Origin of the sequence: Streptomyces katrae (assembly GCF_000717655.1) — a bacterium.
GTDB classification, from domain to species: Bacteria; Actinomycetota; Actinomycetes; order Streptomycetales; family Streptomycetaceae; genus Streptomyces; species Streptomyces katrae_B.
On the sequence record NZ_JNZY01000028.1, the window covers coordinates 54,033 to 71,199 of the forward strand.

Annotated in this window: 12 protein-coding genes and 1 tRNA gene; 5 read left to right on the plus strand and 8 right to left on the minus strand. The window is 72.3% G+C overall.

Going from position 1 to position 17,167, the window contains the following annotated elements:
• Window positions 1-20: 20 nt before the first annotated feature.
• The 7 genes from IF09_RS0128535 to IF09_RS0128565 form a co-directional block, all read right to left on the minus strand.
• Window positions 21-398: a hypothetical protein gene (locus IF09_RS0128535; protein WP_030300390.1), complete on the minus strand. Its 378-nt coding sequence runs from the start codon at window positions 396-398 to the stop codon at window positions 21-23.
• Window positions 399-924: 526 nt separating this feature from the next.
• Window positions 925-999, minus strand: a tRNA-Trp gene (locus IF09_RS0128540).
• Window positions 1,000-1,037: 38 nt separating this feature from the next.
• The gene (locus IF09_RS0128545; protein WP_030300392.1) at window positions 1,038-2,177 is read right to left on the minus strand and encodes a substrate-binding domain-containing protein; all 1,140 of its coding nucleotides are present in this window, start codon (window positions 2,175-2,177) and stop codon (window positions 1,038-1,040) included.
• 44 nt (window positions 2,178-2,221) lie between these two features.
• Window positions 2,222-3,298, minus strand: coding sequence for an ABC transporter permease (locus tag IF09_RS0128550; protein ID WP_030300394.1), 1,077 nt, complete (start codon window positions 3,296-3,298; stop codon window positions 2,222-2,224).
• Window positions 3,295-4,881 (minus strand): sugar ABC transporter ATP-binding protein, encoded by a 1,587-nt coding sequence (locus IF09_RS0128555; RefSeq protein ID WP_030300396.1) that lies wholly within the window; start codon window positions 4,879-4,881, stop codon window positions 3,295-3,297. The genes IF09_RS0128550 and IF09_RS0128555 overlap by 4 nt, the downstream gene beginning before the upstream one ends.
• 172 nt (window positions 4,882-5,053) lie before the next feature.
• On the minus strand, window positions 5,054-7,798 hold the full coding sequence (locus IF09_RS0128560) for a SpoIIE family protein phosphatase (RefSeq protein WP_030300397.1): 2,745 nt from the start codon (window positions 7,796-7,798) through the stop codon (window positions 5,054-5,056).
• Window positions 7,799-7,916: 118 nt separating this feature from the next.
• Window positions 7,917-8,846, minus strand: a complete 930-nt coding sequence (locus IF09_RS0128565; protein ID WP_030300398.1) for a cyclase family protein — start codon at window positions 8,844-8,846, stop codon at window positions 7,917-7,919.
• A 260-nt stretch (window positions 8,847-9,106) separates the two neighbouring features.
• On the opposite strand from IF09_RS0128565, the gene IF09_RS0128570 reads away from it, so the two are divergent.
• The 4 genes from IF09_RS0128570 to IF09_RS0128585 all read left to right on the plus strand — a co-directional run bounded on the left by IF09_RS0128570 (window position 9,107) and on the right by IF09_RS0128585 (window position 14,069).
• Window positions 9,107-10,147, plus strand: coding sequence for a PP2C family protein-serine/threonine phosphatase (locus tag IF09_RS0128570; RefSeq protein ID WP_324606871.1), 1,041 nt, complete (start codon window positions 9,107-9,109; stop codon window positions 10,145-10,147).
• Between the two features lie 256 nt (window positions 10,148-10,403).
• Entirely contained in the window at window positions 10,404-11,813 is a 1,410-nt protein-coding gene (locus IF09_RS0128575; protein WP_030300401.1) for a family 2B encapsulin nanocompartment shell protein, read from the plus strand.
• 112 nt (window positions 11,814-11,925) lie between these two features.
• The gene (locus tag IF09_RS0128580) at window positions 11,926-13,173 is read left to right on the plus strand and encodes a family 2 encapsulin nanocompartment cargo protein terpene cyclase (RefSeq protein ID WP_030300403.1); all 1,248 of its coding nucleotides are present in this window, start codon (window positions 11,926-11,928) and stop codon (window positions 13,171-13,173) included.
• 14 nt (window positions 13,174-13,187) lie between these two features.
• Entirely contained in the window at window positions 13,188-14,069 is an 882-nt protein-coding gene (locus IF09_RS0128585; RefSeq protein WP_030300404.1) for a geranyl diphosphate 2-C-methyltransferase, read from the plus strand.
• A gap of 61 nt (window positions 14,070-14,130) precedes the next feature.
• Here IF09_RS0128585 and IF09_RS0128590 read toward each other — a convergent pair whose 3' ends face one another.
• Window positions 14,131-14,766, minus strand: coding sequence for a TetR/AcrR family transcriptional regulator (locus tag IF09_RS0128590; RefSeq protein WP_051832997.1), 636 nt, complete (start codon window positions 14,764-14,766; stop codon window positions 14,131-14,133).
• 98 nt (window positions 14,767-14,864) lie between these two features.
• On the opposite strand from IF09_RS0128590, the gene IF09_RS0128595 reads away from it, so the two are divergent.
• Entirely contained in the window at window positions 14,865-17,162 is a 2,298-nt protein-coding gene (locus tag IF09_RS0128595; RefSeq protein WP_051832999.1) for an MMPL family transporter, read from the plus strand.
• Window positions 17,163-17,167 lie beyond the last annotated feature (5 nt).

Below are 17,167 nucleotides of genomic sequence, written 5' to 3' on the forward strand. Positions count from 1 at the left end.
CGCAAGCACTCCGGGGCCCGTCACGCCTCCCTGCGGCGGCGCCGGGCGGCGAAGACGATCACGGCGATGGCGAGCAGAACGATGACCACGGTGCCGACAACAGCGGCGGTGCCCAACTTCTTGAAGAAGCTCTTCTTCTTGCCCTTCTTGCCCTTGTCCTTGTTCTTGTCGCCCTTCTTGGCGCCGTCGACGAGGCCGGCGGAGTCGACTGCCGAGTGCTGGACCTGCCCGGATGCCGCCTGGGCCGGTGCACCCTGGGACGGAAGCTGCGCCTCGGCGGCGGCGACCGCGATCGGACGAGCCGTCACCGGCGCAGCCTGAGCCTGCGCCTGGGGACTCAGCAGCAGTCCGGCCAGCGCGAGTGCGGGTACTGTACGGGCGATCCTGCGACTGATCACTTGCTTCATCTCCTTGGCCCCATTGTTGTGTCCACGATCATCGCAGGCCGGTCGGCCGCCTCTGACGGGACCCTTATACCCGGCAGGCGCCGGCCAGATGCAAGGGCTGGGGGTATGGGGTGGGCAGGAAGAGAACTGCTCTGGCCCGGGGACCCGATCGCCCGGTCGGAGCCGGACCTTGCCGCGATGACGGCCCTGGTGCGCTGGAGTTGACCCGGAGGTGACGCCGCGGCGGGTGAACAGCCGGCGCAAGCCGGCTCCCGGGCCCGTCCCGACCACGCCCCCGCCCCCGCGGCACCACCGCGACGCAGGGGCGGACGGGCCGGCTCGTGTCCGGGGCGACGAGCTCGGACACCTCGTGGCACGACCGCGGTCGACGACCTCACGCCCGACTGGCTTCACCCGGGCCGGCTCGGCAGCATCTCGCCGAGCGCGGCGTTGACCGGAACCCCGGCCCGACCGCCGCGTCCTCGTGAACCTTGCGGCCCCGGTATCCGATGCCGGGGCCGTTGCCGCCGGCCCGAGACGGAGCCGGCCGGAATCGAACCGGCGTCCTCGCGGTTTTGGAGACCGCGCGCGACGACCTCTGCGCTACGGCCCCGTCCGGGCCACATCATACGAGGTCCGCCGGAGGCCCGGTCAGCCGCGCCAGATCTTCTCGTACGCACCCCGGTAGTCCGGGGGGTTCCAGGAGGAGGCCCCGCTGCTGTTCGCCGCCGTGGCGATGTGGACGGGAGCCACGTAGCCGCTGGCGGGCTGCCCGGCGAAGGCGCGGTTGAACTCGTCGACGATCTGCCAGCCCTGCTGCGAGAGCGGCTCCGGGACGGTCGCGGACTGGAACTGCTTGCTGTTGATGCGCCGGAACGCGGAGGGGTCGCCGTCGCCGGCGCCGATGTTGAAGGGCGGCCCGGCGCCGGGCCTGCCTGCGGCGCGGAAGGCCGGGGCGGCGTCGTCGAAGTACAGGTCGTTGATGGCGACGGAGTACGTCCAGTCCTTCGGGAAGCGGGACAGGAGCGAGGACACCTCCTGGGGGGTGCGCCGGCTCGCGTCAGGGATCGGGATGTTCGCGTGCGCCAGGAGCTTCATGCCGGGGCAGGCGGCGAGCCGCCGCTCGATCAGCCGGGACTTCGTACCGGCGAACGGGATCGAGTCGTCGGTGAAGACGACGACCCCGGCGTTGCCGTCGGACTGGGCGATGACCCAGTCCGCACTGGCCTTCGCCACCTCCTCCACCCTCGTGGTGATGTTGGTGAAGAGCCTGGGACTCGTGCTCGGGCCGGGGGAGCTGACCGCGTGCCAGCCGATGAGCGGGATCCCCGCCTCCTCGGCTTGCGCCACCTGCTGTGAGGTCAGGCGGGGATCGAAGCCGCCGATGACGATGCCCGAGGGCTTGAGGGTGACGGCCTGGCTGAGTGCCGCCTGGATGCCGGCGGGGGTGCCCTCCCCGTCGATCACCCGGACGTCCCAGCCGATGGCCTGCGCCGCCTCCTTGACGCCCTTCGCGACTCCGGCGACGCCGGGGTTGGTCATGGTCTGCGCGACGTACACGAGGGACTTGCCGGGGACCGCCCGGGGCCCGGTGGTGGGGCCGTTCCACGAGGTGTCCTTGCTCTCGGCCCGCCGGACGGCAGCCTTCGCCTCCTGGAGGACGGCCGGACAACCCGCGCCCGGGGAAGGGCCGGTGGCGTTCGGCGAGCCGCTCTCGCAGCCGGCGACGGCGGTGACTGCTGCTGCCAGCAGGGCTGCGGCCGCGAGGGCGGTCTTGCGGTTCGGGTACACGGTGCTCCTGACGCTGGTCTGCGCTGCGGTGTTCTCCGGGAGGATCAGGAGGCGCCCCCGCCGTCGTCCGCCGCCGCGGTCCGGCGTTGCGCGGGCGGCCCGCCGGTGGCCGTGGCGTCGGTACGCAGCCTCCGGCGGGCCGAATAGCCGGCCAGCCCGACCGCGATGAGCAGAGTGCCGCCGTTGAACAGCGGGGTGGCCCAGAAATCGGCGCCGAGCTGGCCGATCCCGGCGAGGCCGACGGCGAGTACGGTCACGGCCACCAGCGTGCCCAGGGCGTTGGCGCGACCCGGCTTGATCGCGGTGGAGCCGAGCAGGACGCCGACGAACGCGGGCAGCAGGTAGTCCAGGCCGACACTCGGGTTGCCGATCTGCTGCTGCGCGGCGAGCAGGACACCGGCGAAGCCGACGACCGTGCCCGATCCGGCGAACGCGTAGACGCAGTACCGGTGCGTGGGGATGCCGATGATCTCGGCGGCGCGGGGATTGGAGCCGATGACGTACAGGTACCGGCCGAACGGCAGCCGCTCCAGCACCACCCAGAGCACGACGACGAGGCCGAGTACGTAGAAGGCGGGCACCGGCAGCCCGAGGAACCGCGCGTCGTAGAGCCCGGTGAAGGCGGCCGGAAGGCCGTCGGGGCCGGGGACGATCCGGCTCCCGTCGGTGATCCAGCCGGTGACGGCGTACATCATGCTGCCGGTGCCGAGCGTGGCGATGAACGAGTCGATCCGGGCGAACTCGACGACGACACCGTTCACGGCGCCGGCCAAGGTCCCCCCGAGGACGACCACGAGGCAGGCGAGCGGCCAGGGCCAGCCTCCGTCGACGATGAGGTACAGCACCAGGACGTGCGCCAGGCCCAGGCCGTAACCGATGGACAGGTCGAACTTGCCGCTCGCGATGGGGATCGTCGCACCGAGCGCGAGGACGGCCGGGATCGACTGGTTGGAGAGGATCGAGGAGACGTTGTCCCGCGTGGGGAAGGTGCCGGGCAGGACGAAGGAGAAGACGAGGAAGAGCAGGACGGTGAGGGCCAAGAGGCCGTACGTGCCGATGAAGTGTCCGTGCGGGCGGCCGGACGGGGACCGGCGGGGGCATGAGGAGGGTGCGGGGCTCACCGGCTCCGCGCGCTTCCGGTGATCGCGGGCAGGGCCGAGGCGGTGCGGGTGAGTTCGGTGACGCTCAGGGTCTCGCCCGCCAGCTCGGCCACCACGCTCCCGCGCCCGAACACGAGCGCGCGGTGGCACACCCCGGCGACCTCCTCGAAATCGGTGGAGATGAGCAGCACGGCCAGGCCGGCGGCCAGCGCCTCGTCGAGGAGCCGGTGGATCGAGGCCTTGGCGCCGACGTCCACGCCGGCCGTCGGCTCCTCGAGGATCAGCAGGCGCAGCTTCCCGCGGAGCCGGCGGCCGACCATCACCTTCTGTTGGTTGCCGCCGGACAGGGTGGCGATCGGCACCTCGCTGTCGCGGGGACGCACGTGGAACCGCTCGATCAGAGCGGCGGCCTCGACGCGCTCGCGCCGCGGGGCGACCCAGTGCCAAGCCGGCACCCCGGCTGCCCGGGGATTGGCCAGGAAGTTCTCCCGTACCGTCAGTTCCGCGGCGCAGCCCTCCTCCTGCCGGTTGGCGGCCACGAAACCGACGCCGGCGCCGAGCGCGGCGGCGACCGTGCGCGGGCGGTACGGGCGGCCGTCGAGCAGTGCCCGGCCGCCGAGCAACGGCAGTGTGCCGGCGAGGGCGCGGCCCAGGTGCATGTGTCCGGCCCCGGTCAGCCCGACCATGGCGAGGATCTCGCCCTCGCGCAGCTCCAGACTGACCGGTCCGGTGCGTTCGGTCGTCACGCCGTCGAGGCTCAGTACGGGCGGGCGGACGGGCGCGGAGCGGGACGCCGGGGCGGAAGGGAACCCGGGGGCGGCTGCGGGGGGCGGTCCGCCGGCCGGTTCGGGACCCACGATGTCGCGCACCAGACGCACGGGGCTGTACGGGGCGAGGGGACCCTGGCTGACGAGCCGTCCGTCGCGCAGGACGGCGAAGGTGTCGGCGACCTCGTACACCTCGTCGAGGCGGTGGCTGACGTAGAGGATGCCGTGTCCCCGGTCGCGCAGGGCGTGCAGTACGCCGAAGAGGCGCGCGCAGTCCGCGGCGGGGAGGGTGGCGGTCGGCTCGTCCAGGACGAAGAGCTCCGCCTGCCGGGCCAGGGCGCGGGCGATCGCGACCAGTGAGCGTTCGGCGGGGGCGAGGTCGGCGATGCGGGCGTCGGCGTCCAGGTGTCCGGCGACGATCCGCAGGGCCTCGGCGCAGCTCTTCCGGGTCTCGCGCCAGGAGATCAGGCCGCGGCGGCGGGGGTATCCGGTCCCCAGGGCGATGTTCTCGGCGACGGTCATCCACTCGACCAGACCGAGGTCCTGGTGGATGAAGGACATGGTGCGGCGGGCCGCGTCGGAGCCGAGGGGGTGTCCGGCGACGGTCACCTCGCCCTCGTCGGCGCGGTGGACCCCGGCGAGCACCTTGATGAGCGTGGACTTCCCGGCACCGTTGGGGCCGAGGAGGGCCAGGACGCTGCCGCCGTGGACGTCGAGGCTGACCCCGTCCAGGGCGAGGGTGCCGCCGAACCGTTTGGCGAGACCGCGTATGCGGACGAGGGGTGCTCCGCCGGAGCGCGGGGGCGGGCTCGTCGAGGTGACGGGAGTGTCATGCACGGACTTCTCCGGGGCCGCCTGGGGAGGTGCTTCCTGAAGCTGTGAGGACGCCGTCCCTGAGGGACATCGCTGTGAGACATCGGTGATGCTACTGGTGGTCATGGTCATATGGGCGACATGTCGCCGTGTGTGCCTCCGATGGTCGAGTGCCGAGAGGACCGGCGGGTGACGGTCAGGCCGCGTCCAGGGCGCATTCGGCCCAGATGACCTTGCCGTGCGTCGTGTAGCGGGTGCCCCAGGCATGGGCGAGCTGTGCGACGAGGAACAGCCCGCGTCCGCCCTCCTCCGTCGTGGCCGCCCGCCGCAGGTGCGGGGCGGTGCTGCTGCCGTCGGCGACCTCGCAGATCAGGGTGCGGTCGTGGACCAGGCGTACCTGGATGGGCTCGGTGCCGTAGCGGACCGCGTTGGTGACCAGCTCGCTGAGCATCAGCTCGGCGGCGAACGCGATTTCGTCCAGCCCCCAGTGGGCCAGCTGGCGCGTGGCGGCGGCCCGGATGCCGGAGACGAGTGCCGGGTCCGCGGGCACGTCCCAGGTGGCGATCCGGTCGGCGGGCACGGTCCGGGTACGGGCGACGAGCAGGGCGATGTCGTCCGCGGGGTGGTCGGGCGCCACGGTGTCGATGACCGCCTGGCAGGTGTCCTCCGGCGTGCGGTCCGGGTGGGACAGGGTGCGGCTCAGCTGGTCGAGCACGACGTCGAGGTCGCGATGGCGGTCCTCGACGAGCCCGTCGGTGTAGAGGACCAGCGTGCTGCCCTCGGGGAGCTGGATCTCGGCCGTCTCGAAGGGCAGACCGCCCAGGCCCAGCGGCGGTCCGGCCGGCAGATCGGCGAACGTCACGACGCCGCCGGGGTGGACCAGGGCGGGCGGGGGGTGGCCGGCGCGGGCCATGGTGCACAGCCGCGTCGTGGGGTCGTAGACGGCGTAGAGGCAGGTGGCGCCGACGATGCCGGTGCTGCCGGAGGCGTTGTCGCCGCCCTCCTCCCGGTCCAGCCGCACCAGGAGGTTGTCCAGGTGGGTGAGGAGCTCGTCCGGAGCGAGTTCCAGTTCGGCGAAGTTGCGCGCGGCGGTGCGCAGCCGGCCCATGGTCGCGGCCGCGTGCAGGCCGTGGCCCACGACGTCTCCCACGAGCATGGCGACCCGGGTGCCGGAGAGGGGGATGACGTCGAACCAGTCGCCGCCCACCCCGGATTCGGAGGGCAGGTAGCGGTGCGCGACCTCGACGGCGCCCTGCTCGGGAACGCCTTGCGGGAGCAGGCTCTGCTGCAGGGCCAGGGCCAATGTGTGCTCGCGGGTGTAGCGGCGGGCGTTGTCGATGCAGAGGGCGGCGCGGGCAGCGAGTTCCTGGGCCAGCCAGCTGTCGTCGTCCCCGAAGGGAGCGGGGTCCTCCGAGCGGTAGAAGCTGGCGACCCCCAGCAGGACGCCGCGGGCGAGCAGGGGGACGGAGACAAGGGAGTGCACGTTGTGGGCGAGGATCTGCCGGGCGTGCTCGGGTTCCTGGTCGATCCAGCCGACGGCATTGCGCAGGTCGGCCTCCAGTACCGCCTCCCCGCTGTCCAGACACCGCATGTGGGGAGTACCGGCGCGCAGCTCCACCCGCTGCCCGACCGGGTAGAAGGGGCAGTCCTCGCGGATGCCGTGGACCACCGTGCGGTGCAGCTCGGTCCGCGGATCGGCGGACTCCTCGCCGCGCAGCACGGCCTCGGGCACGTCGATGGTGACGTAGTCGGCCAGGCGCGGAACCGCCGTCTCGGCGAGCTCCCAGGCGGTGCGGGTCACGTCCAGCGTGGTGCCGATACGGGTGCTGGCCTCGGCCAGCAGCTCCAGGCGGCGGCGTGCCGCGACGGCGTACTTCCCCACTTCCGGCTCGCCCACCAGCACCAGCCCCCTGACCTTGCCGGGGGTGTGGCCGGCGGCGGCCGGAGGGGCGGGAGGAGCGAGGGGGCCGGGCGGCGGACCGGTGGGCGGTCCGGTGCGGGGCAGGAGGGAGAGGTGATGCACCGGCTGCGCATCGCCGGAGAGCACGGCCTCGACGACGACGCCCTCCACCCCGGTGCGGCTCACGAGCGGGCGGCTCATGAGGGTGACGCCGCGCCCGTGGGGCAGTGCCACCTCGACGGCGGCCCGCTGGGTCGAGGAGATGAGCTCGGTGGCCTTCTCCTTGAGGATCATCTGATCGCTCCGGTCGAGCCCGCTGTCGCCGAGTTCGTCCAGTCCGATCAGGTGCCCGTTCCCGGCGGCCGCGCCGGGCCGGGCGAGGTGGCTGGCGTCGAGGTACGTCCGCAGCAGTGCGCGCTCGCGCTCCGAGTGCTGCTCCATCAGCCGCCGCTCGATGGTTTCGGCCGCCCGGCGGACCAGCGCGGGCAGCTCCGGGTCCTCGTAGTTGTGCGGATACCCGAAGCACAGGACGCCGACGACGTGTCCGCTCAGCTGGTCGCGGATGGGGGTGGCGGAGCAGGCGCTCGACTGGGAGCGCTCGGCGAAGTGCTCGGCCCCGTAGACCTGGACGAGCCGCCGTTCGGCGAGCGCGAGTCCGATGCCGTTGGTCCCCGCGAACCGCTCGGCGAAGACGAAGCCGGGGACGCTCTGGATGGGCGGGAGGTCATGGGCCAGCGCGCGCTCCCCGAAGCGGCGCTGCAGCACCGTTCCGTTCCCGTCGGCGAGGGAGACGTTCATCCGGCTGCCCGTGAAACGCGACGCCAGCTGGTCGAGCACGGGCTCGGCCGCGCGGACGAGCCGGCTGTCCGGATCGAAATCGTCCCGGTAGGGAAGTTCGGTCTGGTCCGGTGACAGTCCCAGGGACTGGCAGCGCAGCCAGGAGTTCAGGATCGGGCTGCGTACCCCGCTCGCGACCGGCTCGCCCAGCAGGAACCGCTCACGGGAGCGTGCGGGGCCGATCTCGTCTCCCGTGACCCCCATACGCATCACTTCTCCTTACCGGGCCTTCGGCCTCGGCCGCATCGGAGCGCTTGCCCCGATTGCGTGTCTTTCGAGTATATTCCTCCCGGTTTATTCGGATCGTGAGGATCAGTTCGCATCAGAGGATCGCGACCGGATCGACGGGCGAGCCCGTCCCGCCCGGTACGTTCAGCGGCGTCACGACGATCATGAACTCGTGGCGCCCCGCCTCGGCGCAGGCGGCGGAGAGCACCTCGAGATCCAGGTTGTCCAGCAGCGGCACCCCCATGGCCGCCACGGCGAGGGCGTGGACGGGGGAGTGGACGCCCTCGACCGGCGAGGGGCGCAGGTCGCTGTCCCCGTCGCCGCCGAGCAGGGCGATACCGCGCTCGGCCAGCAGCGGTACGGCGTCCACGTGCAGGCCCGCGCTCGCGGCGTCCGAGTCCCACGGGCCGGTCTCCCGGCTGCGCCGGAAGCGGCCGGAGCGCAGCAGCACCGCGCAGCCGTCGTCGATCGTCACGCCCAGTGCCCGCTCCGCGGCGGCGATGTCCGGCGCGTGGACCGCGTGCCCGGGCTCCAGCCAGTCGACCCCAAGGACGGCCGGCAGATCGAGGAGCACCCCCTTGGTGACGAGGGGGCCGAGCGCGGCCACCGAGCCGAAGCGCGCCCCCGCGGCGCCGAAGGCCTCGCGTGCCGGGCGGCCCTCGTAGAGCCGCCCCCCGTACGCGACGTGCGACAGGGCGTCCAGGTGGCTCACGGCCTTGCCGTGGTAGTCGACGCCGATGAAGTCCTTGTACGTGGTGGGTTCCGGGGACTCCACGTCACCGAGATCGGACATGTAGTGCAGGGCGGGCTTGCCGTTGTCCGGGCCGGGCCGGGTGTCCCAGGGCAGACCCAGCGGGACCGTCGTACCGGAGCGGATCAGGGCGGCGGCCCGCCGTACGTGGTCCGGGGTGACCCGGTTCCAGGCACCGCGGTCGGCCGGGGCCCAGCGGTCCCAGGTGCGGACCGCTGCGAAGATCGCGTCGAACTCCTGACGGGGGACCCGGCGCTCGGGGCTGCTGCTCATCCGGACTCACCGCTCCACGGCTCGGCGGGGCCTCGCCTCGGGGCGAGACCGGGGGACGGGCGCCCCGACGCCCGCACCGCATCACATGCCCGGCGGTCCCGGCACCTACGCCTGAGAGGCCCCGCGCGGGCGAAAGGTGGCGGCAAGCAGCTTCTACGGGGCACGCTGGACCCATGCGGGTGCCCTTCCGTTCATCTCCTCGACCGGGAGCGGGCGGCCATCACCAGGTCCTTTTCGTTCTCGCGGAGTGTCTGCCCTTCGTGATCGCGCTCTCGGTGCTGACCATCGAATTCACGCCCGCCCACGTTCTGTACACCGGCCCCCTCCTGGTCGCCACGCCGGCGCTGGCCGCGGTGACGATGGGTCCCAAGGGCACCCTTGCGGCGGTGGCCCTGGCCGTGGCCGTAAGCGTGACCACGGCCACCTACAACGGGGCGTGGGGCAGCCAGCAGGTCTACACGAACTTCCTGGCCCTGTTCCTGGTGTCGCTGGCGAGCGTGGCGACGAGCAGCACCGCCCGCAGGCGGCGCAAGAGGGAGCTCGACCAGGTCCGCCGCATCGCCGTGGCGGCGCAGGAGGCCGTGCTGCGGCCCGTCCCGGCCCGGCTGGGGCCCGTACGCGTGGCCGGCATGTACCTCGCGGCCGAGACGGGGGCGCAGATCGGAGGCGATCTGTACGAGGCCGTCCAGACGAAGTACGGGGTCCGGGTGATCGTCGGCGACGTCCGGGGCAAGGGGCTGCCGGCCGTTCGGGCCGCAGCTGCCGTGCTCGGCGCGTTCAGGGAGGCGGTGCACTACGAGGACGAACTCGTGGACGTCATCAACCGCTGCGAGGCGGCACTGCTGCGCGATGCCGCCGTGCCGGGCGTGATCGACCCGGAAGCACTCGTGGAGGGTTTCGTCACCGCTCTCGTGGCCCAGGTGCCGGACGGGCCCGTCGTCGAGGTGGTCAACCGCGGCCATCCGCCCCCGCTGCTCCTGCGGGACGGAACGGCCTGCGCCCTGATGCCCACGAGCCCGCTGCCGCCGCTCGGACTGGCGGAGTTCCTCACCGGTCCGCCCGGCAGGGCGGACCGCTATTCCTTCGCACCCGGCGACCGCCTGCTGCTGTACACCGACGGCGTGATCGAAGCCCGCAACAGCGACAACGACTTCTTCGCCCTGCCCGAGGCGATGGAGGCGGTGCACGCGACGCCCGTCGGCGGTCCGCAGGAGTTCCTGGACCAGCTGCACCGGGGATTGCTCCGCCACACCCAGGATCGCCTGGCGGACGATGCGGCGATGTTCCTCGTCGATCGGTGACGATTCGTCAGATCGCCCCCTTGAGGCAGGTGTTCGACCTGGTCCGAACCTTGCCGAAGCGGGCCGTAAACGCTCTGCCGCAAGATCACTGCATCGAGGTAATAGCGGTGGCTTCCCGGGCCGGTCCCCTGCTCCGACGGCTAGTGTGCTCCCGGATCCGGACGGAATGCCCGGATATTCACCCCCCTTTTTCTTCTTTCACCGGTGACGTGTGCCCGCATGCCGTTCACCGCCCTTACGAAGGAGAGCCTGCCCGATGACCGTGGACACCAGCCCGGAGGCGCAGCTCGAGCCTCCGCAGACCAGCCTGGGCACGGCGGCCGCCCGCAACCTTGCCACCACGACCAAGTCCGCCCCGCAGATGCAGGAGATCACCTCCCGCTGGCTGCTGAAGATGCTCCCCTGGGTGGAGACCAAGGGCGGCACGTACCGGGTGAACCGGCGGCTGACCTACACCGTCGGCGACGGGCGCATCGACTTCGTCCAGGACGGCGCCCAGGTCCGGGTGATCCCCCGCGAGCTCGGCGAACTCGCCATGCTGCGCGGCTTCGACGACATGGACGTGCTGACCGCGCTCGCCGGCCGGTGCGTCCAGCGTGACTTCCGCGCCGGTGAGGTGCTGGTCGAGCGCGGCACCCCCGCGAACGAGATCCACCTGATCGCCCACGGCCGGGTCAACCAGACCTCGGTCGGCAAGTACGGTGACGAGATCGCCGTCGCCGTGCTCGCCGACGGCGACCGGTTCGGCGAGAACGCCCTGCTGGACGGTGCCGGGGGCTGGGACTACACCGCAACCGCCGCCACGGCCGGCACCCTGCTCACCCTGTCCCGCTCGGACTTCGCCGCCGTCCTCTCCTCGGCGCCGCACCTGCAGGCCCACGTGGAGCGGTTCGGCTCGCTCCCGCACCAGCGGCAGAACAAGCACGGGGAGGCCGAGATCGCGATGTCCGCCGGCCACACCGGCGAACCCGAGCTGCCCGGCACCTTCGTCGACTACGAGCCCCACCCGCGCGAGTACGAACTCTCCATCGCCCAGACGGTGCTGCGGGTCCACACGAGGGTCGCCGACCTCTACAACGAGCCGATGAACCAGACGGAGGAGCAGCTCAGGCTCACCATCGAGGCGCTGCGCGAGCGCCAGGAGCACGAGCTGGTCAACAACCGGGAGTTCGGCCTCCTCCACAACGCCGACTTCAAGCAGCGGATCCAGACCCACTCCGGCCCGCCCACCCCGGACGACCTCGACGAGCTGCTCTGCCGCCGCCGCGGTTCCAAGCTCTTCCTCGCCCACCCCAAGACCATCGCGGCGATCGGGCGTGAGTTCAACGCCCGCGGGCTCTACCCGGACCACGTCGACCTCGGCGGACAGCAGGTCCCGGCCTGGCGCGGAGTCCCGATCCTGCCCTGCAACAAGATCCCGATCAGCAAGGAGAACACCAGCTCGATCCTGGTGATGCGAACCGGCGAGGACAACCAGGGCGTCATCGGCCTGCGCCAGACCGGTCTGCCGGAGGAGTACGAACCGGGCCTGTCGGTGCGTTTCATGGGCATCGACGAGAGGTCGATCATCTCCTACCTGGTCTCCACCTACTACTCCGCCGCCGTCCTGGTGCCCGACGCGCTCGGCGTCCTGGAGAACGTGCAGATCGCCCGCAGGCACGACTGAGGCACCTGCCCGACGGCAAGACAGCCACGCCGGCCACGGCCCGGGCCTTCCCGGGCCGGCCGGGCATGCCCGGGATCCGGGACAGCCCAACCACCTCACCAAGGAGTCACGGATGCCCGATTCCGGGCCTTCCCCTCTGCAGTCGAGTCTCCCTGCAGCCGCGGCCGGCTTCGGGGCGCACGGTCATGGCCGCGGCATCGAAGCCGTCGGCTGTGTCCGGCCCGCCCTGTTCGCCCCGCCCGCCCAGGCCTCGGCCCCCGTCACCACGCCGAACCCCGCCCTGGAGCGGGTGCTGCGCGGCCCCGGCGGGCTGGGCGCGGCCGGGCTGTCCCTGGCCCGGCGCGAGGAGCCGCCCGCGCCCGAGGAGGAGCCCCCGGCGGCGGGTCGTCCGATCCCGGGTCTTTACCACCACCCGGTGCCGGAACCCGACCCCGTACGGGTCGAGGAGCTCAGCCACAGGATCAAGGCGTGGGCGGTGGACGAGGTCGAGCTGTACCCCCCGGAGTGGGAGGACCAGTTCGACGGCTTCTCCGTGGGCCGCTACATGGTCGCCTGCCATCCGGACGCCCCCACCCTCGACCACCTGATGCTCGCCACGCGGCTGATGGTCGCCGAGAACGTCGTCGACGACTGCTACTGCGAGGACCACGGAGGCTCGCCCGTCGGCCTCGGCGGACGCCTGCTGCTGGCGCACACCGCACTCGACCCCCTCCACACCACGACGGAGTACCAGCCGGGGTGGGCGGAGTCCCTCCACTCGGACGCGCCGCGGCGCGCCTACCGGTCGGCCATGGAGTACTTCGCCCAGGAGGCCACCGCCTCCCAGGCCGACCGGTTCCGGCACGACATGGCCCGTCTGCACCTGGGGTACCTCGCCGAGGCCGCCTGGGCCGAGACGGACCACGTCCCGGAGGTGTGGGAGTACCTGTCGATGCGCCAGTTCAACAACTTCCGGCCCTGCCCCACCATCACCGACACCGTCGGCGGCTACGAACTGCCGGCGGACCTGCATGCCCAGCCCGCCATGCAACGGGTCATCGCGCTCGCCGGGAACGCGACCACCATCGTCAACGACCTGTACTCCTACACCAAGGAACTCGCCAGCCCCGGCCGGCACCTCAACCTGCCCGTGGTGATCGCCGAACGCGAGGGCTGCTCCGTCCGCGACGCCTATCTGAAGGCGGTCGAGGTCCACAACGACCTCATGCACGCGTTCGAGGCCGCGGCCGCCGACCTGGCCGCAGCCTGCCCCGTCCCGAGCGTGCTGCGCTTTCTTCGGGGCGTGGCCGCGTGGGTCGACGGCAACCACTACTGGCACCAGACCAATACCTACCGCTACAGCCTGCCCGACTTCTGGTAAGGACGGATTTATCTGTGACCAACACCGAGCTCACCATGTCCCCCGCCGCCACGTTCATCCCTGCCCCGGCGACGCCCTACCAGGGTGACATCGCCCGTTACTGGGACCACGAGGCCCGGCCGGTGAACCTGCGTCTCGGCGACGTCGACGGTCTCTACCACCACCACTACGGCATCGGTGACGTCGACCACGCAGCCCTCGGGGACACCGGCGACAGCGCGTACGAGAAGAAGCTGATCGCCGAGCTCCACCGGCTGGAGTCGGCGCAGGCCGACGTACTGCTGGACCACCTCGGCCCCATCGGGCAGGGCGACACGCTCGTGGACGCCGGCTGCGGCCGCGGCGGATCGATGGTCATGGCCCACCAGCGGTTCGGATGCAAGGTCGAGGGCGTCACCCTCTCGGCCAAGCAGGCCGACTTCGCGAACCAGCGCGCCCGCGAACTCGGCATCGAGGGCTCCGTCCGGGCCCGAGTCTGCAACATGCTCAGCACACCGTTCGAGACGGGCCGTGCCGCGGCCTCCTGGAACAACGAGTCGAGCATGTACGTCGACCTGCACGACCTGTTCGCCGAACACTCCCGGATCCTCGCCGTCGGCGGCCGGTACGTGACCATCACCGGCTGCTGGAACCCCCGTTACGGCCAGCCCTCGAAGTGGGTCTCCCAGATCAACGCGCACTTCGAGTGCAACATCCACTCCCGCCGGCAGTACATGCGGGCCATGGCCGACAACCGTCTCGTACCGCAGGCCGTCATCGACCTGACGCCCGCGACCCTGCCCTACTGGGAGCTGCGGGCCACGTCCTCCCTGGTCACCGGGATCGAAGAGGCGTTCATCAACTCCTACAAGGACGGCTCGTTCCAGTACGTCCTGATCGCGGCCGACCGCGTCTGATCCGAGTGGAGCCCGCAAGGGCGGCCGGGCCCGTGACCCACGGGCCCGGCTTTTGCGCATGTCACGCAGGCCGGTGCGGCGCCGCCGCGGGCGGATCGGCCGAGGCGAGCAGGCTCAGTACGGTGGCCTCCATGGCGTGCCGCGCCTCCTCGGGGCCGAGCCCGGTGGAACGCCAGTGGTGCCAGGCGCCCCACGTGGTCACCGCGTCGAGCCCGTCGACCAGGTCCGTACGCCGCCGGCCCGACAGCAGGTCGAGTTCCGCCGCCAGCACGGCCTCCATGCGCCGGCGGGCATCGGCGAAGGCCTCCTCGGTCACCTGACGGATGCGCTCCGAGGGATGGTCCATGCGGATCATCGCCAGCCGTGCCGGGGTGATCCATTCGAGGATCCGCGCACGCTGTTCGACCAGGGCCGCGACACGGGCGGCGCGGGGCCCCTCGGTGGGCAACGGCCTCATCTGCTCGGCGAGTTGTTCCAGTCGCCGGGTGATGGCGGTGTCCACGAGCTGGGCCATGTCGTCGAAATGGTGGAACACGGACCGCCGTGAGACCCCCGCGTACTGGGCCACGCGGTCGGCGGGGAAGTCCGTCATGCCTTCGTCGAGGAGCGCCAGCAGCGCATCGGCGATCTTCTCGCGGGTCTGCCGGCCGCGCTCGGTCCGTCCGTCCGGGGTGTCCTGCCCGGGATGCCGTGCCACCTGGGGCTCCTCTCGCCGATTGACATTATTGCACTCCGAGTGCAACGGTAAATATGCACTCGGAGTGCAACTTCATTCGTGGAAGGAAGCGCAGCACGATGTTCCTTGCCCTGGGCCGCTGGTGTGCCCGCAGACCGAGACGGATCCTCGCCGTCTGGGCGGCCGTGACGATCGCCGTCGCCGCCGTCGTGATGCTCCACGGCCGGATCACCAGCGAGGCGGTGGTCATCCCCGGCAGCGACAGCCAGGCGGCCCGGGACACGGCCGGCTCCTTCCACGGGCCCGTCTCCGGAAACCAGCCGCTCGTCCTGCACACGGCTCCGGACGGGCCGGTGCTCACCTCCGCCGCCGCGCAGCAGGCGGTCGAGGCGGCGGCCGGGGACGTGGCCCGGGTGGACCACGTGGTGAGTGCCGCCGCGCCGTACGGGCCTTCGGGCCGGGCGGCCATGAGCCCGGACGGCCACACCGCCTACATGTCGGTGGGGCTGGACGTGACCGGGCGCGACATCACGCCGGAGATCAGCGAGGCCGTGCTGGCGGCCACCGGGCCCGCCCGGCAGGCCGGCATCGGGGTCACGGCCGGCGGTGACCTCGCGGCCGCCGCCGACAAGGGGTCCACCGCCCACAGCGAGCTCATCGGTCTCGCGGCGGCCGCGGTCATCCTGTTCCTCGGTCTGCGCAGGGTCCTCGCAGCCGGCCTTCCCCTGCTGGTCGGGGTCGTGGGGCTGGTGATCTCGCTCTCGGCGATCGGGCTGGTCGGGCACGTCCTCGACATGCCCTCGGCGGGCGCCACGATCGCGGCGATGATCGGCCTCGGTGTCGGCATCGACTACACCCTCTTCTGCCTGACGCGCTTCCGCGAGCTCCTGGCCGAGGGGCACGGCGCGGTGGACGCCGCCGGGTACACCACGGCGAGCGCAGGCAAGGCCGCCGCCTTCGCCGGCTGCGCGGTGGCGGCCGCGCTGGCGGGTCTGGCGCTCGGCGGGCTGCCGCTGCTGTACGCGCTGGCGCTCGCACCGGCCATCGCCGTACTCGTCGCGGTCCTCGCAGCCCTGACCCTGCTGCCGGCCCTGCTCGCGCTGCTCGGCCACCGGCTGGGCCGGAAGGCGGGCCACCTGCGCGCCCCGGCGAAGCCTGCGGACCCGGCCGGGCAGGCCGAAACGACCGGGACCGTCCGCGCGGCCGACCCCGCCGGCGCCCGCTGGCAGCGGTTCGCCGCACATGTGGCCGGCCGCCCCTGGCGCTACCTGCTCGCGAGCCTGGTCCTGGTGGGCGTACTGGCCGCGCCGGCCGCCGGGTTGACGTTCGGCCAGCTCGACGCGGGGGACAAGGCGGCCGGCACGTCGAGCCGTACCGCGTACGAGCAGCTGGCCGAGGCCTTCGGGCCGGGCGTGAACGGCCCCCTCCAGGTGACCGAGACCCTGCCCACGGCGGCCGGCGGACCCGCCGACCGCCGCGTCGCGACGGTCACCGAAACCCTCGGGCAGACCCCCGGCGTGGCCGCCGTGAGCCCGGCCCGGCTCGCCCCGGACGGCCGTACCGTCCTCTGGCAGGTCACTCCCACCACCGGCCCCGGCGATCCGGCCACCGTCGCGCTCGTGGACCGGCTGCGGGACACCGCCTTGCCCGGGGCCACCGCAGGCACCGGGGCCGCCACCCACGTCGGCGGGCCGACGGCCGCGCAGGCCGACCTGAACGCGCGGCTCGCCGCCCGGATGCCGGCGATCATCGCCACCGTCGTGCTCGTCGCCGGCCTGCTGCTCCTCCTGGCCTTCCGCGCACCGGTGGTCGCGGCCAAGGCGGCTGCGATGAACCTGATCTCGGTCGCCGCCTCGTACGGCGTACTGACCGCCGTGTTCCAGTGGGGCTGGGGCGCCGGCCCGCTCGGCCTCGACGGCCCGGTGCCGATACCGGGATACGTCCCGCTGCTGATGTTCGCGGTGCTGTTCGGGCTCTCCATGGACTACGAGGTGTTCCTCCTGAGCGCCGTACGCGCTTCCTACCTCCGGCACCGGGACAACACGCGTGCGGTCGTCGACGGACTGGCCGGCACCGCCCGGATCATCACCTCGGCAGCGATGATCATGGTCTGTGTGTTCCTCAGCTACCTGTTCTCCGAGGACCCCGTGGTGAAGATGTTCGGCATCGGACTGGCCACGGCCGTGGCGCTGGACGCCACCGTCGTCCGCGGACTGCTCGTCCCGACCAGCATGGTGCTGCTCGGCGAGCGCAACTGGTGGCTCCCCGCCGGGCTCGACCGCATCCTCCCCCGGGTGGACATCGAGGGCACCCCGACACCCCCCGTACGCGACCGGCTCCCGGCGGCCGCCCCCGCCACGGTTGCGCCCACCGCATCCACCGCCGCGCCCGGCCCCGACCGGCTTCCCGCTCCCTGAGGTAC

Coding starts and splice junctions, on each gene's coding strand:
- IF09_RS0128560 (WP_030300397.1), bottom strand. CDS start 7,798: ATGGGGGTCACGGGAGACGAGATCGGCCCCGCACGCTCCCGTGAGCGG.
- IF09_RS0128565 (WP_030300398.1), bottom strand. CDS start 8,846: ATGAGCAGCAGCCCCGAGCGCCGGGTCCCCCGTCAGGAGTTCGACGCG.
- IF09_RS0128575 (WP_030300401.1), top strand. CDS start 10,404: ATGACCGTGGACACCAGCCCGGAGGCGCAGCTCGAGCCTCCGCAGACC.
- IF09_RS0128580 (WP_030300403.1), top strand. CDS start 11,926: ATGCCCGATTCCGGGCCTTCCCCTCTGCAGTCGAGTCTCCCTGCAGCC.
- IF09_RS0128595 (WP_051832999.1), top strand. CDS start 14,865: ATGTTCCTTGCCCTGGGCCGCTGGTGTGCCCGCAGACCGAGACGGATC.